The organism is Ruegeria sp. CL3, from assembly GCF_056536505.1.
Map to the genome: position 1 here is coordinate 247,934 of NZ_JBQFPT010000003.1, position 20,334 is coordinate 268,267.

At 57.6% G+C, this 20,334-nt stretch carries 20 protein-coding genes; 8 read left to right on the plus strand and 12 right to left on the minus strand.

Annotated features, from left to right (window positions below):
* Positions 1-2 precede the first annotated feature (2 nt).
* Positions 3-2,006 carry a capsular polysaccharide biosynthesis protein gene (locus ACR0NO_RS05655; protein ID WP_480723256.1) on the plus strand — a complete coding sequence of 668 codons (2,004 nt, stop codon included), beginning with the start codon at positions 3-5 and terminating at the stop codon, positions 2,004-2,006.
* Here ACR0NO_RS05655 and ribD read toward each other — a convergent pair.
* The 6 genes from ribD to ACR0NO_RS05685 form a co-directional block, all read right to left on the minus strand.
* A complete protein-coding gene (gene ribD, locus ACR0NO_RS05660; RefSeq protein WP_480723257.1) occupies positions 2,003-3,103 on the minus strand; it encodes a bifunctional diaminohydroxyphosphoribosylaminopyrimidine deaminase/5-amino-6-(5-phosphoribosylamino)uracil reductase RibD in 1,101 nt (366 codons plus the stop codon). The genes ACR0NO_RS05655 and ribD overlap by 4 nt on opposite strands.
* Complete coding sequence (nrdR, locus tag ACR0NO_RS05665) at positions 3,100-3,570, minus strand: transcriptional regulator NrdR (RefSeq protein ID WP_170376254.1); 471 nt, start codon at positions 3,568-3,570, stop codon at positions 3,100-3,102. Before nrdR ends, ribD begins: the two co-directional genes overlap by 4 nt.
* Positions 3,571-3,688: 118 nt before the next feature.
* Positions 3,689-4,102, minus strand: coding sequence for a secondary thiamine-phosphate synthase enzyme YjbQ (locus tag ACR0NO_RS05670; RefSeq protein WP_170470247.1), 414 nt, complete (start codon positions 4,100-4,102; stop codon positions 3,689-3,691).
* Between the two features lie 25 nt (positions 4,103-4,127).
* Positions 4,128-4,526, minus strand: coding sequence for a hypothetical protein (locus ACR0NO_RS05675; RefSeq protein ID WP_170665391.1), 399 nt, complete (start codon positions 4,524-4,526; stop codon positions 4,128-4,130).
* A gap of 76 nt (positions 4,527-4,602) precedes the next feature.
* The gene (locus ACR0NO_RS05680) at positions 4,603-5,148 is read right to left on the minus strand and encodes a DUF4166 domain-containing protein (RefSeq protein ID WP_480723258.1); all 546 of its coding nucleotides are present in this window, start codon (positions 5,146-5,148) and stop codon (positions 4,603-4,605) included.
* On the minus strand, positions 5,145-5,588 hold the full coding sequence (locus ACR0NO_RS05685; RefSeq protein ID WP_480723259.1) for a thiol-disulfide oxidoreductase DCC family protein: 444 nt from the start codon (positions 5,586-5,588) through the stop codon (positions 5,145-5,147). The genes ACR0NO_RS05680 and ACR0NO_RS05685 overlap by 4 nt, the downstream gene beginning before the upstream one ends.
* A gap of 283 nt (positions 5,589-5,871) precedes the next feature.
* Between ACR0NO_RS05685 and ACR0NO_RS05690 the strand changes: the two genes are divergently transcribed.
* Positions 5,872-6,909 (plus strand): helix-turn-helix domain-containing protein, encoded by a 1,038-nt coding sequence (locus ACR0NO_RS05690; protein ID WP_480723260.1) that lies wholly within the window; start codon positions 5,872-5,874, stop codon positions 6,907-6,909.
* Between the two features lie 153 nt (positions 6,910-7,062).
* On the opposite strand, the gene rpoD is transcribed toward ACR0NO_RS05690, so the two are convergent.
* The 4 genes from rpoD to ACR0NO_RS05710 all read right to left on the minus strand — a co-directional run bounded on the left by rpoD (position 7,063) and on the right by ACR0NO_RS05710 (position 13,040).
* Positions 7,063-9,051, minus strand: a complete 1,989-nt coding sequence (rpoD, locus tag ACR0NO_RS05695) for an RNA polymerase sigma factor RpoD (protein WP_170470263.1) — start codon at positions 9,049-9,051, stop codon at positions 7,063-7,065.
* 114 nt (positions 9,052-9,165) lie between these two features.
* Positions 9,166-11,115: a DNA primase gene (gene dnaG / locus ACR0NO_RS05700; protein WP_480723261.1), complete on the minus strand. Its 1,950-nt coding sequence runs from the start codon at positions 11,113-11,115 to the stop codon at positions 9,166-9,168.
* An 80-nt stretch (positions 11,116-11,195) separates the two neighbouring features.
* The gene (locus tag ACR0NO_RS05705; RefSeq protein ID WP_170376237.1) at positions 11,196-11,492 is read right to left on the minus strand and encodes a hypothetical protein; all 297 of its coding nucleotides are present in this window, start codon (positions 11,490-11,492) and stop codon (positions 11,196-11,198) included.
* A gap of 117 nt (positions 11,493-11,609) precedes the next feature.
* On the minus strand, positions 11,610-13,040 hold the full coding sequence (locus ACR0NO_RS05710; RefSeq protein ID WP_170376235.1) for a Glu/Leu/Phe/Val family dehydrogenase: 1,431 nt from the start codon (positions 13,038-13,040) through the stop codon (positions 11,610-11,612).
* 425 nt (positions 13,041-13,465) lie between these two features.
* Between ACR0NO_RS05710 and ACR0NO_RS05715 the strand changes: the two genes are divergently transcribed.
* From ACR0NO_RS05715 to ACR0NO_RS05725, 3 genes are all read left to right on the plus strand, one after another.
* Positions 13,466-15,154, plus strand: coding sequence for a Tad domain-containing protein (locus tag ACR0NO_RS05715; RefSeq protein WP_480723262.1), 1,689 nt, complete (start codon positions 13,466-13,468; stop codon positions 15,152-15,154).
* Complete coding sequence (locus ACR0NO_RS05720) at positions 15,151-15,720, plus strand: TadE/TadG family type IV pilus assembly protein (protein ID WP_170639018.1); 570 nt, start codon at positions 15,151-15,153, stop codon at positions 15,718-15,720. The genes ACR0NO_RS05715 and ACR0NO_RS05720 overlap by 4 nt, the downstream gene beginning before the upstream one ends.
* An 82-nt stretch (positions 15,721-15,802) precedes the next feature.
* On the plus strand, positions 15,803-16,402 hold the full coding sequence (locus ACR0NO_RS05725; RefSeq protein WP_170551703.1) for a hypothetical protein: 600 nt from the start codon (positions 15,803-15,805) through the stop codon (positions 16,400-16,402).
* On the opposite strand, the gene ACR0NO_RS05730 is transcribed toward ACR0NO_RS05725, so the two are convergent.
* Positions 16,391-16,858: a hypothetical protein gene (locus ACR0NO_RS05730; RefSeq protein WP_480723263.1), complete on the minus strand. Its 468-nt coding sequence runs from the start codon at positions 16,856-16,858 to the stop codon at positions 16,391-16,393. The genes ACR0NO_RS05725 and ACR0NO_RS05730 overlap by 12 nt on opposite strands.
* Before the next feature lie 158 nt (positions 16,859-17,016).
* Here ACR0NO_RS05730 and ACR0NO_RS05735 point away from each other — a divergent pair, with 158 nt between their 5' ends.
* Positions 17,017-17,928, plus strand: coding sequence for a pirin family protein (locus ACR0NO_RS05735; protein WP_480723264.1), 912 nt, complete (start codon positions 17,017-17,019; stop codon positions 17,926-17,928).
* A gap of 24 nt (positions 17,929-17,952) precedes the next feature.
* Here the strand turns inward: ACR0NO_RS05735 and ACR0NO_RS05740 are convergent, their stop codons facing one another.
* A complete protein-coding gene (locus ACR0NO_RS05740; protein ID WP_480723265.1) occupies positions 17,953-18,540 on the minus strand; it encodes a TetR/AcrR family transcriptional regulator in 588 nt (195 codons plus the stop codon).
* A 99-nt stretch (positions 18,541-18,639) separates the two neighbouring features.
* Between ACR0NO_RS05740 and ACR0NO_RS05745 the strand changes: the two genes are divergently transcribed.
* Positions 18,640-18,888 (plus strand): hypothetical protein, encoded by a 249-nt coding sequence (locus tag ACR0NO_RS05745; protein WP_480723266.1) that lies wholly within the window; start codon positions 18,640-18,642, stop codon positions 18,886-18,888.
* A gap of 126 nt (positions 18,889-19,014) precedes the next feature.
* A complete protein-coding gene (locus ACR0NO_RS05750; RefSeq protein WP_480723267.1) occupies positions 19,015-20,301 on the plus strand; it encodes a homoserine dehydrogenase in 1,287 nt (428 codons plus the stop codon).
* The last annotated feature ends 33 nt before the right edge of the window (positions 20,302-20,334 follow it).

Below are 20,334 nucleotides of genomic sequence, written 5' to 3' on the forward strand. Positions count from 1 at the left end.
CCATGACCCATGGAGACCCCACCGCAATTGGCGCGGCGCGGTCCCGGGCATTTGTCTACAATGGCGGATTTCTGACTAACAGGCGCGTCCGGTGCATTCTCTCCCTTTCGGGATATGACATCCGGCTGGGTCTGCCCCGACCCGAGGACACTGTTGCCATCTGGGGCAACAGTCCCACGGCCCATCGCGGGCGGCGCATCGCTCAGGACCGGGGTACCCCTTTGCTGCGGGTCGAGGATGCCTTTCTACGATCCCTCCACCCCGGCCGCGAGGGCGAGCCGCCTTTGGGTTTGCTTCTGGATCGCTCGGGCCTGCACTTTGACCCGGCACAACCGTCAGATCTGGAAACGCTTCTGGCGACACATCCGCTGGACGACACAGTGCTTCTGAACCGGGCGCGTGGCGCGATTGAGCGCTTGAAGGAATTAAACCTCAGCAAGTATTCAGCCTTTGACCCCGACGCACCGATCCCCGAGCCTGGCTACGTACTGGTGATTGATCAGACGGTCGGCGATGCCTCGGTCACGGCCAGCCGAGGGGACCGCGCCCAGTTTCTTGAGATGTTGGTGATCGCGCAGGAAGAAAATCCCGGGATGCCAGTTCTGATCAAGACCCATCCCGAAACACTGGCTGGCTACCGTACCGGGCACTACACCGAACAAGACCTCTCGGAACGCGTTTCCTTCGTTGCGGAGAACATCAGCCCTTGGCCGCTGTTGGACGGCGCGGTCAGTGTCTATACGCTCTCTTCGCAAATGGGGTTTGAGGCTATTCTCGCCGGTCACAAACCCCGCGTCTTCGGGCAGCCATTCTATGCCGGATGGGGTTTGACGCAGGACGAAAACCCCCTTCAACGCAGGCAACGCAATCTGACGCGCGCCCAACTGTTTGCCGCTGCCATGATGCTCTACCCTGTGTGGTATGACCCTTATCGGGACCAGTTGTGTGAGCTAGAGGTCGTGCTGGATACGCTTGAGGCTCAGACCCGTGCGTGGCGGCAAGATCGTTTGGGATGGACCGCGTCGGGCATGCGGATGTGGAAGCGCAAGCATCTGCAGGCCATGTTTGGCCAGCACCGGAAAATACGGTTTTTGCCGTCGCCTCCGGCCTCATCCACCCGTCCCCACATGGTCTGGGCCAATCAATCCCGCGAAGCCGAGGGCGTCACCCGTATCGAGGACGGCTTTCTCCGCTCCCGCGGATTGGGGGCCGACCTAGTGCCTCCGCTGTCGCTGGTCACGGACGATCTGGGTATCTATTACGACCCGACCCAAACCAGCCGCTTGGAAGAGTGGATTTCCAAGCGCGAGACCCTGCGTCCGGATCAGGAATACCGGGCCGAGCGGGTGATCTCAGCCCTCGTGTCTGAGGGGCTGAGCAAATACAACACCGGCGGCGCTGCGCCGCCTCTGCCCAAAGGGCACCGCATTCTGGTGCCGGGGCAGGTCGAAGATGACGCCTCAATCCTGCTGGGCACCAGCGCCATCCGCACCAATCTGGACCTGCTGCGCGAAGTTCGAGCCACCAACCCAGATGCTGTGGTGATCTACAAACCCCATCCGGATGTCGAGGCTGGCCTGCGCTCGGGCCGGATCGACGCTGAAGGGCTGGCGGACGTGATCGCAACTGAGACCGACCCGTCAGCCTTGTTGTCCGAGGTGCAGGAGGTCTGGACCATGACCTCGCTTATGGGGTTCGAGGCGCTTTTGCGTGGCATTCCGGTCACCACCTTTGGCGCGCCGTTCTATGCCGGCTGGGGCCTGACTGCGGATCTGGGAAGTGTTCCGGCCCGTCGCGGCGCGCGCCCGTCCCTGTTGGGTTTGGTGCATGCCAGCCTGATCGACTATCCCCGCTATCTGGACCCGGTAACCGGCGCACCCTGCCCTGTCGAGGTCGCCATCGAACGGCTGGCCCACGGTCAGCCCCCCAAACGCGGGGCGCTGAACCGCGCCTTGTCAAAGCTACAGGGCGCTTTTTCAACCCACGCCCATCTCTGGCGACGCTAATGCGTCGTTCGGGCCCAACGGTGTAATACGTCACCACCGACCGGGCGCGCCTCGATCAACTCGAACCGAGGGGCGCTGTCCAGTTTTTCCAGCCCTAATGCGCCAATCGCCGAAAGTCCCTCGGCGCCGATGGTCAAACCAGCAGTGAAACCGACAAGCTCATCGACCAGATCCTGCGCTAGCAACGACGCCGCCAAAGCCGAGCCGCCTTCGCAGAAAATACTTGTCAGACCTTCCTGGCCCAGCTGTTGCAGCAGGTCGCGCGCATCAACCTGATGGTCGTGCAACGCACAAGGCAACAGCCTCGCGCCCAACCCCTCCCACGTGCGGGCGCGCTCGGCGTCGGGATGCGGGCCATGACATAGCCAGACGGGCGTTTTTGAGGCCGTGCGCGCCAGTTGTCCCATTAAGGGTAAATCCAAATGGCGCGAGACAATCACGCGCACCGGCTGACGCTCTATCCCCAGATCCCGAACCGTAAGCGAGGGATCATCCGCGCGCGCCGTGCCAGCGCCGACCATGACGGCATCGTGTCGGGCGCGCATCGCGTGAACCTCGCGTCGCGCAGTTGATCCGGTGATCCACTGGCTATGTCCGGTGGACGTGGCAATCCGCCCGTCAAAGCTGTTGGCCAGTTTCAACGTCACAAACGGACGGCCCTGTTCGGTTTTCAGAAAGAACCCGGCCAGATCACGCTCGGCCTCTTGCGCGAGCACGCCGGTTTCAACCTCGATCCCGGCCTCGCGCAGCATGGCAAAGCCCTGCCCGGAAACGCGAGGATCGCTATCTTCAATCGCCGCAACAACGCGGGCCACACCGGCCGAGATCAACGCTTCGGCACAGGGCGGTGTCTTGCCGTAGTGGGCGCATGGCTCCAGCGAGACATAGGCCGTGGCCCCTTTCGCCTGCGCACCCGCTTGCGCTAAAGCCTCAGGCTCTGCATGGGGACGCCCGCCGGGTTGAGTCCACCCTCGCCCAACAATCCGCCCATCGCGCACGATAACGCACCCGACAGCCGGGTTGGGCCAGCACGCCCCTTGGCCGCGCCGACCCAAAGACAAAGCCAGCGTCATAAATCGCTTATCTGTTTCGCTCACTCGTCCGTCGAAGGCTGCGGCGGGCGCAGTTCGTGGACAAACTCCTCGAAATCATCGGCCGCCTGGAAATTCTTGTACACACTCGCAAAGCGAACATAGGCGACGGTGTCGATCCGCGCCAGAGCTTCCATGACGATCTCGCCAATTCTGTTGGACGGAATATCCGTGTCACCCATACTTTCCAGACGCCGCACAATCCCCGAGATCATCTGATCAATCCGTTCAGGATCAACCGGGCGCTTCTGCATCGAGATACGGATCGAGCGTTCCAGCTTATCGCGATCAAAGTCCTCGCGTTTTCCGTTGGTTTTGATCACCACCAGATCGCGCAACTGAACCCGTTCATAGGTCGTAAAACGCCCTCCGCAGGCCGGGCAAAACCGACGTCGGCGTATTGCAACGTGATCCTCTGCCGGGCGTGAATCTTTCACCTGAGTGTCGATATTTCCGCAAAACGGGCAGCGCATCCGCCGTCTCCTCGTCCCTAGCTGGCCTCTTTTGTAAGCACTTTGGCTTACTTATCCACAACTATAGGGCAGCCGCTAGGATTTGGGTAGTCGGAATTTTGCACCCCAAAATAAAGGGTCAGGACAGATGTGCCGCGACCAGCCGCCGATGCGGGGCGCGGCGGTGTTCAAACAGGTATATCCCCTGCCAAGTTCCCAAAACCATCTGACTCTGACGGACAGGAATGGACAGGGAAACTGGCATCATCGCCGCTTTGATATGGGCTGGCATGTCATCCGGCCCTTCATAGGTATGGCGCAGGTAAGACATTGAGGGATGATCGGACGGGGGCACCAGACGCTCAAAAAATGCATGCAGATCTGTCTGCACCTCGGGGTCCGCGTTCTCTTGCACCAGCAAAGAACAGGAGGTGTGCCTGACGAACAACGTCAGGACACCATCCCGTTCAAGGGAACTAAGCCATTCTGCAATCTGGGACGTGAATTCGTACAAGCCGGGTCCATTGGTCTGGAGCGCGAATTCCGTCTGCATTGCGTTTTGGCCTTTGTTCTAGTTGTCAAAAAATCTGGCGGCGACCGCACCGCGCATTTGCACCCTGCACGGATATGCTGGAGCCGACAACGAAGGGCCCCCTTACGCCACCAGTTTGTGCCGGAGCATCAGCCGGAGGCGGTTTCAGCGAAAACTGAACCGCCGTTACACGTCCAGTTGTTACACTAGGTCCATAGCCGCGCAACACATAGATGGGATCCTGCCAACCTGCCCCGAGACTGCGGCGCGCGAAATCTGCCGCCTCGCACCAATACCCGTCTGTGTCATCCCGTGTACGGGGAATGACTTCAAAGTCGGTGCTATTGATTGCATTGGCTTGAAAACCCAAACGTGCCGCGTCCGCCGTTACCGGAACACTCAGGGCAAACACCGCCAAAGCGGCGCAATATTGTAACTGTTTCATAATACTCTTTCCTCACTTGCTGCTCCCCTTAGTTTAGAGGTCATCGCGCCCGCGGAAAGCAGGTCTCACAATCATTTCAACCAACTTGCGCCTTAACGTGAAGCGGCGTGAGCCAGCCGTGGTAGCGGATCAGCAACCCCAATCCGGGCATCGAGGCCGATACGTCAAACCGAAAGCGTCCCAAATCATCCTGCCATTCACTCGTTGACGATTGGGGTAGCAAAACCCGAGGGACCGGCACGCCGAAAACCGTCAGGCGATTGATGTGAACCTCCAGCCCCCGCTTCGAGGCAACAGGCCGCATCCAGACCGAGAGTGGCCCGAAACGCTCATGAAAATGGCCCGTTTTTGCGTCAAACCTCAGCTCTGACGTTGTTTTGTGGCCCCCGAAGTCTCGCAGCCAGCTGTGGTCTTTATCCTGAGTTTGGGTCACCAGTCGAACGGGCACATGCCGGCCTGCAGGGGGAAATCGTCCCAATTTAAGCGCGAGTTGGATGAGAATACCCTTGCCACGTTCGATATCGCATTGCCCGACATATTCACCTGGGCTGTGATGCAGGTCTCGCACGGATTGGGGCAGAACACTTGGGTCCGCCAAAGCCTGAAGAAACGGATCCTTCACGCGTCAAACCCCTGCTCGGCAAAACGCTCGAGGAGAGCAGCATCCGGCATCATACAGGTATCGTACCGCCCGAACAGAGCATACCGATTTCGGGCGATCGAGAAATACAGCGGGTCTTTCACAGCGCTCGGCAGAAACCGTACCAGCGATAGAAAAGGCCACACCCCCGGCAGCGCGCGCACAGCCGCCGCAAAGGCATCAACCCTCTGAAAAACCTTACCATCTACAATCACGAGGTTGGTCTCAAAATCCGTAACGGGCAGATTCAGCGCCTTGTACATCCTTTGACCAAGCGGAGACTTCGCTGTTGCAAACTCAAAGCGTCGGGTTTTGTCGCGTTTCAGCATGAACCGGAAGAAGCCTGAGCACAGCACGCATTCTCCATCAAAGACGATCAGATTGCGCCCTTTGAATAGATCAGTTGTTTCAGTTCCTGCCATGACGCTGATACCTACTCAAGCTTGCCCGCATAGCGTGACATAGGGCCAATGGGTGGACAATGCGACAAGAAGGAGAGGTGTGCCGGGGAACCCGGTGACCGGTTGGTAAGACCGGCGGTGGCTCTGACCTCATCCCCAACAAGGTACTGACCCGGCAACGAAAAGGATATAGGCAGGAAAGATTGACCAGGCTTGTGGCCAGCTGCCAAATCCATTCGAATTTCTGACAGAAAAGCAGTATGCTGGAACGGCCCCGGTCCAGAGAAAGGAAGGCTTCGCTGCGATGAATGTGGATATTGACCGCCTTCACTTTCTGCGCGAGGCGCTCGACGCGCGATTGGAAAAACGGAGCACCCTGAAGGTGCTGGATCGCAGCGGACTTGGCCCGCGGGATCTGCCGGAGGATGCGACCTCCTTTTGCGCCCACAAAGAGGCGCTGTTTGTCCGCTATGCCTGCGACGCTCTGAACGATATCACCTTTGCGGCAAGTGTCGGGCTTGGCGTCACGTCCTCATCGACCTTGACGGCCTACATCAGCAAATACTCACGAGACCTGGAGCAGGTGATTGAAAACACGTCTCATTTCCACGACATGATCGACCCTGCTATCGCCTTCAGCCTGCGGGTTTCGGGGAATTTCGCCGCGTTAGAGGCCCGGTGGAAAGACGCCAGCTTTGCTCGCTATCACCGCCGAACTGAGTTCTTGATGTTTGCCGCCGTCGCCCGAATGCGCAACCTGACACAGACCGATTTCCACCCTATTGAAATACGGTTTCAGCATGAGGTTGGGGATCATATCCATGCCTTCCAGCAACTGGCAGGTTTTCCGGTTGTCTTCGGCTCTGAAAGCCTCGAAATCGTCTTGTCCCCGTCCTCGCTGAACCTGCCCGTCCCGACCTACGACCCCAGCCTGCGCGCCCATCTACTAGAATACGGGGAACGCGTTCTGGCCGAGCGTCGCGTGCCGAAGCAATTGACCCGCGCCAAGGTCGAAGGGTTGATCACCCGCTCACTGCCGGGCAAAATCCTCAGCGCGGATGACGTCGCGGCAAAACTCGGCATGAGCGCCCGCACCTTTGCCCGCCGGTTACAAAGCGAAGGCACCAGCTACCGCGACATCACCGAGGATTTGCGCTGCGATCTGGCACAAACCTTTATCACCAATGGAATGAACCTGTCCGAGATCGCTTATTCTCTGGGATACGCCGATCAATCCGCGTTTTCCACGGCGTTCAAGCGTTGGACAGGTCAACCGCCGAGCGCCTTCAAAACGCGGGTCAAACATCCACTGACGCTTGGAAGCCGGGGGTCATCAGCTTAGCCGCCTCGCCCCGGCCCGCCCCATGAGTGGACCATACGGATATAGAAACGGACACGCCACAACACATGTGAAGTCGCGCCAATGTGTTTGACAAATCTGCCAATGTGAACGGTGAAACGAAAAAAGGCGCCTCTGTTCGGGGCGCCTTTGATCTTACTGATCCAGGAAGGACCGCAGTTTCCGCGATCTGCTTGGATGCTTCAGCTTCCGCAGGGCTTTCGCCTCGATCTGACGGATACGTTCGCGGGTCACGCTGAACTGCTGACCAACCTCTTCCAGAGTGTGGTCGGTGTTCATGCCGATGCCGAAACGCATCCGCAGAACCCGCTCCTCACGCGGGGTAAGAGAGGCCAGAACCCGGGTCGTAGTTTCCTTGAGGTTTTCCTGAATGGCGCTGTCCAGCGGTAGCACTGCATTCTTGTCCTCAATGAAATCACCCAGCTGGCTGTCTTCCTCGTCGCCGATTGGCGTCTCAAGGCTGATCGGCTCCTTGGCGATCTTCATCACCTTGCGCACTTTCTCAAGCGGCATCTGCAGTTTTTCGGCCAGTTCTTCCGGCGTCGGTTCACGACCGATTTCGTGCAGCATCTGACGACCGGTCCGGACAAGCTTGTTGATCGTTTCGATCATGTGGACCGGAATACGGATCGTCCGCGCCTGATCCGCGATCGAGCGTGTGATCGCCTGACGGATCCACCATGTCGCATAGGTCGAGAACTTATAGCCGCGGCGGTATTCGAACTTGTCCACCGCCTTCATCAGACCGATGTTACCTTCTTGAATAAGATCAAGGAATTGAAGGCCACGGTTCGTGTACTTTTTGGCGATCGAGATTACCAGACGCAAGTTGGCTTCGACCATTTCCTTTTTGGCCTGACGGGCTTCTTTCTCGCCCTTCTGAACCTGTTGCACGATGCGACGGAATTCGCTGATATCCAGACCGACATATTGACCGACCTGAGCCATATCACTGCGCAGTTCCTCAACCTTGTCGGTCGAGCGTTCAATGAACATCTGCCAGCCCCGGCCTGGCTTTTCAGCCATATCGGTCAGCCAGTTCGGGTCCAGTTCACGCCCGCGGTAGGCGTCAATGAACTCCCGACGGTTGATCCGGGCTTGGTCGGCCAGTTTCACCATCGAGCTGTCCAGAGACATGACGCGGCGGTTGATGCCATAGAGCTGGTCGATCAGCGCCTCAATCCGGTTGTTGTGCAGGTGAAGACCGTTCACCAGTTCAACAATCTCAGCGCGCAGCTTCTGATAGGTCTCTTCGTCTTTTTCACTGAACGAGCCATCTTCGTTCAAAGTGGCCGAAATCCGGCTGTCCTGCATCTCGGACAGCATCGAGAAATCGGTCGAGATCCGTTCAAGCGTGGTTAGAACCTGATCCTTGAGGGCGGCTTCCATCGCGGCCAGCGACATGTTGGCCTGATCGTCCTCATCATCATCATCGTCATTGCTCAGCGGGTTGCCATCGGCGTCCAACTCAGGCCCGGTGTCCTTGGCGGGTTTGGCAGATTGCACAGCCGAGGTATCGACGACCGGCTCTTGCACGTCGCCATCTTCATCCATCTGGTTGCCAAAGGTGGTCTCCAGATCAATGACGTCGCGCAGAAGAATGTCTTCGGACAGAAGTTCGTCATGCCAGATGGTGATCGCCTGAAAGGTCAGAGGGCTTTCGCACAGACCCGCAATCATCGTGTTCCGGCCCGCTTCGATCCGCTTGGCGATGGCGATCTCGCCCTCACGGCTCAGCAGTTCGACCGAACCCATCTCACGCAGATACATGCGGACGGGGTCGTCGGTGCGGTCCAGTTTTTCGGTCGCGGCACCGGCCAGAGCCACCTCACGGTTGTTGTCCGTGGTGGTCAGTTCGGTCGAACCTTTGTTTTCTTCTTCCTCGGCCTCTTCATCTTCGATGATGTTGATGCCCATCTCGGACAGCATCGACATAACGTCTTCGATCTGTTCCGAGCTGACCTGATCAGGCGGCAGAACCTGATTGAGCTGGTCGTAAGTGATGTAACCTTTCTCGCGGGCCTCGGCGATCATCTTCTTGACCTGGGCCTGGCTCATGTCCAGCGAGATTTCCTGTTCCTGCTCGTCTGACTTGCGATCTTCTGACGTGTCTTTGGCGGCCATTCAATGCTCCTGCAGGGATGGGTGATTCGTTTGATCCGAATCATTAGCGCGTGAAACTGATTCGGCCACCCGTTTACCTGTTTTTCTTTTCCAGTGCTTTACGAAAACATCACTTCAGCGACGTTTCCGTTCGAAATTGATCCCGGACATGATTGCCTTGAACGCATCCTTTTCGTCGCGATTGATTCGCGCGCCATTGTCGGCAATGTCGAAAACGGCCCTGTCCTCATTCTGGCTGCGGCTTGTGCGGTTACGCTCTTCGGCGGCTTGCGCCAGCCGATATGTCAGCGCCTCATCGGCCAGATCAGACAGTTCCTCTGCGGCTTCGGCAATCTCAGCATCCAACCCCCGGAGCGCTTTGATTTTCGCGAGTTCCTCGGCCAGTGTCATCTCGGCCTTTTCAACGTCGCCTGGTTTGAACACACAGGGGATCACTGCGACATGGCGAAGGCTCAGCAGGTTTTCAAGGGGTTCGGCCCCCAAAGTTTCAACGATATGGTCCCGAAGGTTTTCAGGATCATCAATCGCATGACGCAGAATGGCATGACGCAGAGCAGCATGATCAGGATCGTGACAATCCATCTCTTCCAGCTGCGCCTCAAACTGGGCCACGACCTGCGGGTTCAGAATCGTAATGGCCAGAATCGCGGCTTCACGCAGATGGATGTCTGCATTGTCCGAGGACGCCAGGAAGGAGGCCCGCGCACCCGCCGTCGCAGGCTGTTTCTGCGGCTGCCACTTCCCTTTTGGTTGCCACGCACGGTTTTGTGACTGTCTCTGCGGGCGAAACAATTGCCAGCGCAGATCTTTGATCTCTTGCCCGTAATGGGACCGGATCGAGGGGTCACGGATCAGCTTGATCTTGTCGCGCAGCACCTTGTCGAGCGCAGCTTTGCGCTCAGGGCTGTCAAAAACCTTGCCCTCAGTCTCGCGTTGCCACAGCAGCTTCACCATCGGGATGGCCCCGTCCAGCACGGCCTGAACAGCCGCTGCTCCCTCAGCCCGCAGCAAATCGTCCGGGTCTTTTCCTTCGGGCATCAGCGCAAAGCGCAGGGACTTTCCGGCCTCAAGCAGAGGCAAGGCTAGGTCAACGGCCCGCATCGCCGCGCGCAGGCCGGCCGTGTCGCCGTCCAGCGCAATGATTGGCTCATTCGAAATCCGCCAGAGCAGCTGCAACTGATGTTCCGTAATCGCCGTTCCAAGCGGAGCAACCGACGCGCCGAACCCAGCCTCGGCCAGCGCGATCACGTCCATATAGCCCTCGGCCACGATCAGCGGTTGCCCCTTCCCGGCCGCCTGCCGCGCAGGCCCGTGGTTATAAAGGCTGCGACCCTTGTCGAACAACTCGGTCTCGGGTGAGTTCAGATATTTGGCGTTGTCATTCGGGTCCATTGCTCGACCGCCGAATGCGATACACCGACCGCGCGGATCACGGATCGGGAACATGATCCTGTTGCGGAACGTGTCATATGGTATCTTGCCCTTGTTCGACGGCTTAGCCAGCCCCGCCCCAAGGATCAGATCCTCGGCCACGTTCTTTCCGGTCAGATGATCCCACAAAGCCTGCCAGCCGTCCGGGGCAAAGCCGATCTCCCATCGCTCCAACGCCTTGGCGTCCAAACCCCTACAGGCCAGATAGTCGCGCGCCGCACTGCCCGCCCCGGTCTTGAGTTGCAGGCGAAAGAACTGAACCGCCTGCTCCATCACCTCGGCCAGTCGCGTGCGGCGATCCTGTTTTTCTTGCGCTTTCGGGTCGCGCGCGGGCATCGGCATGCCAGCTTCACGCGCTAGAATTTCAACGGCCTCAATGAACGAGACGTTCTCGGTCTCTTTCACGAAGGTGATCGCGTCCCCTTTGGCATGACAGCCAAAGCAGTAGTAGAAGCCCTTTTGGTCATCTACATGAAAAGACGCCGTTTTTTCGTGGTGAAACGGGCACGGCGCCCACATATCCCCCTTGCCCTGATTGGATTTTCGCTGATCCCACATGACTTTATGCCCAACAACCTGAGACAGGCTCAGCCGGGTGCGCAGCTCATCGAGAAATCCGGGGGGCAATGACATGGCTCAAACCTGCCAGAAATGAAAACGCGCGCCAAGGGGATGACGCGCGGTTGTCCACAGGGAAATTGCTGAGCTGTGGATTATTGCTGCAAACACAGCTCGAGCCATGCCGCACCAAGATCCTTTTTGCGCACGTCGCGCATCTTTTGCTCATAGACCCAGGGAGTGATCAACGGGATCGCAGCGTTATAGTTCTCGGGCCAAGTGGGGCTGGTTTCAGCCACGGCCTCCACAACGTCGCGCTCTTTCACCTTGTCCAGACGCGCTTTCTGGATCGCGGCCACGACATCGGCCTGATACTGGCAGCTTTGTTCCTTGGTTTCGGCGGCGGCCAGAGGCGTTGCAAGCAAGGCTGCAGCGATGGCGATACGCAACATTGAGGTCTCCTGGATTCGTTTGTCTGCGCGCAGCTTACTCGCCAGTACCGTTTTCGCAATCGACGCGCTGCATTCAGTTTGCGCACGGGGCAGAAAAGCCACCCCGTGCGCCAGTTGTCACAGGCCTTTGGCCCGGTAGCTTTTGGCCACGCGATCAATTGCAACGATATAGGCCGCGGTGCGCAGATCCTCGACATCGTCGCGGCTGTGCCAGACCTCGCGCATGGACTGGTAAGCGATCCGCATCGTGTCATCGAGGCCCGAGCGCACCAGCTCCAGCTCATCCGCACCTTTGAGGTACTTGGCCTTGAAGTCCGGCGACATTGACCAGGCATCGCCCAGATAACGATCCAGCCGTTCAAGCTCGCTTACGATCAACTCATGCCGTGCCTCTTCTTGACGGCGCTGCATGCGACCAAATCGAATGTGGCTGAGGTTCTTCACCCATTCGAAATACGAGACCGTCACACCGCCCGCATTAGCATACATATCAGGAATGATGACGGTGCCCTTCTTACGCAGAATTTCATCTGCACCCGCGGTCACCGGTCCATTCGCGGCCTCGATGATCAGCGGCGCCTTGATCCTGTCTGCATTGTCCAGATTGATGACACCTTCAAGAGCCGCCGGGATCAGGATGTCGCAGTCTGCCTCAAGCACCGAAGCGCCATCAGTTGAGTGGGTCGCGTCCGGGAAATCCTTCACGCCACCATGTTTGACGATCCAGTTGCGCACCGCCTCAACGTCGATACCGTCCGGGTTATAAAGCGCACCGTCCCATTCGATGATCCCTATAATGCGCGATCCATCTTCCTCAGCAAGGAACTTGGCCGCGTGGTAGCCCACGTTACCCAATCCCTGCACAACGACTCGCTTGCCGTCCAACTTGCCGGACAAACCGGCCTTGGCGATGTCCTCAGGGTGACGGAAGAACTCGCGCAGCGCATATTGGATACCGCGCCCCGTTGCCTCGACCCGACCCGCGATGCCGCCTGCGTTCAACGGTTTGCCCGTCACACAAGCGCGTGCGTTGATGTCGGTGGTGTTCATCCGTGCGTATTGATCAGCCATCCAGGCCATCTCACGCTCACCCGTACCCATGTCAGGGGCGGGAACGTTTTGTGATGGGTTGATCAGATCGCGTTTGGCCAGCTCATAGGCGAAGCGCCGGGTGATCTGCTCCATCTCATGTTCTTCGTATTTGCGCGGATCAATACACAGCCCGCCTTTCGAGCCGCCAAACGGCGTCTCAACCAAGGCGCATTTGTAGGTCATCAGCGCCGCAAGCGCCTCAACCTCGTCCTGGTTCACTGCCAAGGCATAACGGATACCGCCCTTGACCGGTTCCATATGCTCGGAATGTACGGAACGGTAGCCGGTGAAGGTGTGAATCTCACCGCGCAGACGCACCCCGAAACGAACCGTGTAGGTGGCATTGCAGACCCGGATTTTCTGCTCAAGACCGGGCGGCAGATCCATCAGGGATGCCGCCCTGTTGAACATAAGATCCACACTTTCGCGAAAGCTCGGTTCCTTGGTGCTGGTCATTAATCCCTCCGTACCGGTGAATGACGAACGTTATGGCGTTTTGTCGCACCACTGGCGCAAAGCTGCAATCTTTTATGATGAAAAATTCATCACTTCATGAACGGGCGACAACAACCCCTTACTGAGTCGCCTCGGAAATTTTCGCGGCGCTAATTGTCAACACAACAGAAACAAAACCCTCACCACCCCGTTAAATGCGGCAGTTTGCCGTTCAATCCCAGCAGCATAGTGGCAAAGTCGCCCAAATCTCGCCACGTTCGCCGACTAAATTCTTAAAGTTGATATGACCCGCCTTCCGTGCGCCGGATTACCTGCAGGGACTAGATATGAAAAAAGTGTTTAGGAATTCTGAATCCAAACGAACTGAGCAATCCAGCTGCTCCGACAAGGGCGCTGCGCCGTTCTTGCGCTCGGAGCGCGGGACCATGACCATCCTGTCGCTGGGCCTAATCCTTGTCATCTTCACTGTGGGTGGATTTGCCGTCGACATGATGCGCTATGACCATGAAAGAGCGCGCCTTCAGTATTCGTTGGACCGCGCCGTTTTGGCCGCTGCAGACCTCCAACAGAACCTTTGCCCAAAAGACGTTGTACAGGACTACTTGGTCAAAGAAAATTTGGACCAGTTTCTGGATGGCGAAGTCATAGTCACCCCGAGGTCTTGCGATGATGACGGCAACAAGTTGATCGTCGGTCAGCGCCGCGTCGAAGCGAGAGCAACGATGCCGGTCGGTATGCATTTCATGCAATGGTGGGACGTCGACTCGATTGACGTGAACGTCGTCAGCATCGCCGAAGAGTCCATCGGCAACGTCGAAATCGCTATGGTTCTGGATGTTTCAGGCTCCATGAGAGGGTCGCGCCTGACCAACCTGAAAGGTGCGGCCAAGAGCTTTGTCACCAAAATGTATGAGAACACTAGTTCTGACAAACTCTCGATCTCAATCATTCCTTACGCAACGCAGGTGGGTGTCCCTTCTGCCGTCATGAACCAGCTTACGACCGCCGGCTCCAACAGATTTGCCAATTGCATCGACTTTGAAACGTCAGATCTGGCAGCAGGGACATTCGATCTTTCAAAGACCTACAATCAATCGTTGTACTATTCTCGCTACGGCGGGGATCAGCGCCCGTCAGGTGGGTTCAGTTCACCGCGCATCGACGAACGGTGCCGTTCTGAGGCCAGCCGTCAGCTTGTTGTTCACCAGAACAACGAAACGAACCTGCACACATACATCGACTCGTTTTATGCGCGCGACAACACGTCGATCAATGTCGGCATGAAATGGGCTCTAACGCTGCTGGATGAAAACTTCCGCCCCGTTGTTACCAACATGATCGCAAACGGCCAGATACCGGCAGATTTTGCAGGTCGGCCTGCGGACAGCGTCGGCAGTGACACCATGAAAGTTATCGTTCTGATGACCGATGGCGAGAACACTTCTCGAACATGGGTGAAGCCGCCGTACAACGATGGTCAATCGGGTATCTGGTGGAATGGAGACGAAGAAGTCTATTCCGTCAACGTGAACCACTATGACGAAGACGAGGATAGCTTCAGATATGCATGGCTGGGTGTGGACAGGGCATACTGGGACAGCAGTCGCGGTAGATACTGGGTGCGCGACGAGTTTCAGGATCACGCTTACGGAAACGACACTTTCAATGTCTACCTTTGCAGAGGAAACTACTACAGCAGCGGCTATTGCGACAACCTCGACAGGAGCGAGGTTCGCCAGCTTGATGAAGATGGGAGTTCCCTATCTCTGACATGGCCCGCCTTGTGGGAACGCACCTCGCGGTACGAAATCTATCAGTTGCTGTATGATTCCGTCGGTTCGAGCGACGCATACAACTGGTACTATGCGGCGACTGAGACCGAAAACCGTTCCAGAAAAGACGATCAGGTCGAAGCGATGTGCGATTATGCGAAATCCGGCGCAAGAAACATCCTGATCTTCTCGGTCGCCTACGAGGCCACCACCAACGGTCGAAACCTCCTATGGTACTGCAAATCGGATGAAAACGCATATTTCGCACCGACAGGATCCGAGATTGGCGAAGTCTTCGACGATATCGCGGCGAGCATCCAGAATCTGAGGCTGACCCAATGATCCGACATCTGAAAAAAGTGCTGCGAAGGTTTCGCCGCGAAGAAAAGGGAATGGCCACAATCGAATTTGTAATGTGGTTCCCGATCTTCATGATAACCACCTATTCTGGAATTGAGATCGGGATTGTGGCCTGGAACCATGCCAACTTAGAGCGCGCCCTGGATGCCACGATCCAAGATGTGCGCATGAACCGAATTGACCTCTATGAGGGCGAAACAGCCTGGACACATGATCTTCTCAAACGGATCATCTGCGAAGAGGCCGGCGCCATTCCAGATTGTCAGGACAATCTTGCTGTCGAGATGACAAGGGTCAATCATTTCGACAGCAGTGCAGTTCTTACTGGCAATTTTGATCGGCCATTTTGTGTGGACACACCTGAAGAGATTCGCGGCAAAGATGATCAGATCTTTACGCCTGGAACAGCTAACGAGCTGATGATCATACGCGCGTGCGTAGAAATCACTCCTTTGTTCTTCGGTACAACGCTTGGTCGGCTTGCTCGGCAAGATCCCGACGGACAATACGAACTTCATGCAACGACGGTGTTTGTACATGAACCTTAAATCTTTCATTCAAAAACACTTGGCCGGTGTGACATCACGCTTTCTAAAGAGAGAAGATGGTGTCGTTAGCATCGAAGCTATTATGACGTTTCCCCTACTGTTCTGGTCGGTCTGGACGGCGTATACCTATTTCGACGGATACCGTCAGGGTGCTAGCAACCTGAAAGCGGCCTACGCTGTCGCTGATATTCTTTCCCGAGAGAAAGACACGGTAACGGACCAGTACATCACATCCATGTATGATCTACAAAGATACATGATCAGTGAAGGCAACGGATTGTCGTTGCGGATCTCTTTCGTACGATGGGACACTGGCGATGAAAGCACAGACACAGATGATCGTCACTTTGTCGAATGGTCCTGCACACGCGGTGAAGGGTTGACACGGTGGTCCAACGAAACAGTTGATCAAGTCTCGGATCGCATTCCAATAATGGCAGATAACGCCACGATGATCTTGGTCGAGACACGGCATCACTACGTGCGTCCGTTCAAAATCGGGTTCGGCAGCAACGAGTTCTTCATCGACAAATTCATCTTCACGCAACCCCGCGGATACACCTTCATCCAAGGGCCAGACTCTTGCAAGGACGCCAACAACGTGGACGACGGCACTGTTGATAGCGGACATGACGACAGTACTCCGGAAGATAACACCACTGTGGAGCCGTCAACGCTGTAACACCATAGCCGAGAGTATCTCGGACATGAACTTGGCCTCGGCGGATGCTGTCATGCCGCCGACGCCAACCCGGCGGCCCAGCCGCCACCACAGACCGGGGGCCCAGACATTGCTGGCCTTTTTGCGCGTTCGCACCAGAAACCCATTGGACGGTTTGAACGCGAAAACACCTCGGTCCACAGCTTCAATCTCATCGACCCGCGCAATCACCTGCCCCGATCCGGTGCGCAGCTCTGATGCAGTCAGCTCGATCCTGTCCTGAGTGGACATCCAAACGCGATAGGCCAACCATAAGGAAGACGCGCCAACCGCCAACAAAAACACCTGCCAGACGAGTTCGGGCGGAGAAGCCAGTGCCACGTAAATCACCAAAACACCTACGCTGCCCAGCATAGCAACACCGGCCACCCGTCTTGGGGATGATGCCTCGATCGTTGCCAGCACTTCGTCCTGCATGACTGCCTCCTGTCTGTCTGCTGCCTCGTGTATCCGCTTTGCGCAGAAATAAACAGGCCCTCCCCTGCCCTACATTTGCGCACATTCATGGTGCCTCTGCGCAAATTGACCAGTCCCCGGCTGGGCATACATCCTGCACGCAGAACAAGGAGGTTGCCATGTCCCTCAGACCCACATTGGAAACACGCAAAGCCGTACCGACGATGGAAGGTGCGGGCGTCAAGCTGCATCGCGCCTTCGGGTTTCAGGACCCATCCGAATTGGACCCGTTTCTGTTGTTCGACGACTTTCGCAATGAGCGCCCGCAGGACTATCAGGCCGGCTTTCCCTGGCATCCTCATCGCGGGATCGAGACGATCACCTATGTGCTGTCCGGTACGGTCGAGCATTCGGATTCGCTGGGCAACAGCGGGACGCTCGGCGCGGGTGATGTGCAATGGATGACGGCGGGGTCGGGCATTCTGCATCAGGAAATGCCGCACGGGAATGCCTCGGGCCAGATGCACGGGTTTCAGCTATGGGGCAACCTGCCCTCGGATCAGAAAATGACCGCTCCGCGCTATCAGGACGTTCAGGCCAAAGAGATCCCCGAGGTCATCGACGATGACGGAACCACAGTGCGAGTAATCGTGGGAGAGTTCTGGGGCAAAACCGGCCCGGTGGACGGTATTGCAGCAGATCCCCAATACCTGGACGTGCAAATTCCGGCCGGTGTCAAAAAGACCTTCAAGATCGACACCTACCGCCGCGCCTTTGCATATGTGTTCCAAGGTCAGGCGGCTTTTGCCGATGCGTCCCAGCCGACCGGAGTTTTGCTGGAAAAGGAAGTCGCCGGGCAAGAGGTCAATATCCGCGACATGTCCGGAGACCGCACTCTGGTACGTTTCGGCACCGGGGATGAGATCACGGTTCAGGCCGGGCCTGAAGGCGTTCGCTTTCTTCTGATCTCGGGCGCTCCGATTGATGAGCCTGTGGCATGGCACGGACCCATCGTCATGAACACGCGTGCCGAACTGGAACAGGCCTTTCGTCAGCTGCGCAATGGAACCTTCATTCGCCCTGCCCACTAAGGCCAAGCCTGAGCCGGTTTTGGGTCAGGCCATCACCGCGCGGCGAACCATGTCCCAATAGATCTGCTCGACCTCGTCCAACGACAACCGCCCACCCGAGCGATACCAGGTCATCACGCCATTCAGCATCGCAATCACCGCCAGCGTGGCGATCTTGGTGTCCGAGATCGCGAAGTGACCGGCTTTCTGGCCCTCACTCAATATCCGCTCCAGAGAATCTTCGTAGGCGCGGCGCAGATCCTCGATCTCTGCGAAATTGTCCGGCGTCAGATTGCGCAACTCCATATAGGCGATGAAAACCTCGTCGGGGCGTTCCAGATGAAACCGGATGTGGAACCCGACAAAGCGGCGCAAAGCCTTTTGCGCGTCGCCGGTTTCACCAAGGGCATCATAGGCTTGCTGCAACTCCTGCATGTGGTCGCGCATCAGGCGAAACAACAGGCTTTGCTTGTCGGGCGTGTAGTTATACAGCGCCCCGGCCTGAACGCCGACCTCTTTGGCGATCTGGCGCATCGAAACGGCGGCATAGCCATGGCGCGCAAAAAGACCCAACGCTGCCTTGCGGATGCGCGGGCCGGTTATGTCCGAATGTGATCCCTGTGTACGAGCCATGGACCGACACTATCTGAACGTATGTTCAGATAGAACCCCGCTTGAACAGATCGGGTAAAAGAGGCATCACAAGACCAGTCCCTTGTGAAAGCACCTGATATGAAGCGCCTGCCCGTTCTGGTTCTGATACTGACCCTTACCGGATGCACCAACTTCCCCGAGTTGGAGGGTAGCGAATCCCGCGCGGTCAAGACGGCACCTTACCCCAAGCTTTTGCCCCTACCCAACGTTCTGGGCGCGCCTGCCGATCCGGTCAGCGAAGCCTCTGCCGTTGAGCAGGACCTGAGTGCCCGAAGCGAGGCTTTGGCAAAGAAAGCCGAGGCGCTGCAAAACGCGCGGATCAACTAAAGATCGGCTTTTCCCAGCCCGGGCTGACGCGTGACGGATTGCGCCCGTGCCTTGAACCGGCTAAGGCAGCGCTGAACGGGCAAAAGGCCCGAAATCAGACTGGTACGAGCGAAAGGAACCCACGGGATGACACAGGCGCTGCGGCTTGGAATTGCGGGCTTGGGAACTGTTGGCGTGGGTGTTGTCCGGATTGTCCGGCGTCATGCCGATCTGCTGCAGGCACGCACCGGACGCCCGATTGAAATCGTCGCCGTCTCGGCCCGTGATTCAAGCAAGGATCGGGGCGTGAACCTGTCGGACTATGCGTGGGAAACCGATCCCGTAGCCTTGGCAAAACGCGATGACGTGGACGTGTTTGTCGAGTTGATGGGCGGTGAAAACGGCCCGGCCAAAGCCTCGGTCGAGGCGGCGCTGGCCAGCGGCAAGGATGTCGTCACGGCCAACAAAGCCCTGCTGGCCATCCATGGTCAGGAACTGGCCGAGAAGGCCGAAGCCGCAAGCCGCGTGATCCGGTTCGAGGCCGCCGTCGCCGGAGGCATCCCGGTGATCAAATCCCTCACCGAAGGTCTGGCTGGAAACGAGATCACCCGCGTGATGGGCGTGATGAACGGCACATGCAACTACATCCTGACCCGCATGCAATCGCAGGAAAAAGGCTATAACGCGCTATTCGATGAATGCGCTGAACTGGGTTACCTCGAAGCGGATCCGAACCTGGATGTGGGTGGTATTGACGCGGCGCATAAACTGGCCCTGCTGTCCTCGATCGCGTTTGGCACGAAGCCGAATTTCGACGGGATCGAGATTGAAGGCATCCAGCAAATCAGCCTCGACGATATCCATCAGGCCCATGACATGGGCTATCGGATCAAGCTGCTGGGTCTGGCCCAACGCACCGCACGCGGTCTGGAACAGCGTATGCAGCCCTGCCTCGTGCCCAGCGACTCGCCGCTTGGTCAACTCGAAGGCGGCACCAATATGGTGGTCATCGAAGGCGACGCAGTTGAACAAGTGGTGCTGCGCGGCCCCGGAGCGGGCGAAGGACCAACCGCAAGCGCAGTGATGGGCGATGTTTGCGATCTGGCACGGGGTCTGAAAATTTCGACCTTCGGGCGCCCTGCGTCCAGCCTTGAAGACGCCACCCCAGCCATCACGGGCCTGCCTGCGCCGTATTACCTGCGTCTGGGCTTGCTGGACAAACCCGGAGCGCTGGCCAAGGTTGCGGCCATTCTGGGAGATGCGGGCGTGTCGATTGACCGGATGCGGCAGTACGGCCACAGCGACAGCACAGCCCCCGTTTTGATTGTCACGCACAAAACCACGCGGGCCACTCTGGATGTGGCGCTGGACGGGTTCCGGACGACCGATGTTGTCGCGGGTGAGCCTGTCGCGCTTCGGATTGAACAGGTCTGAACCCTTGCAGCCTGCGCCATCCGCAGGCTATGC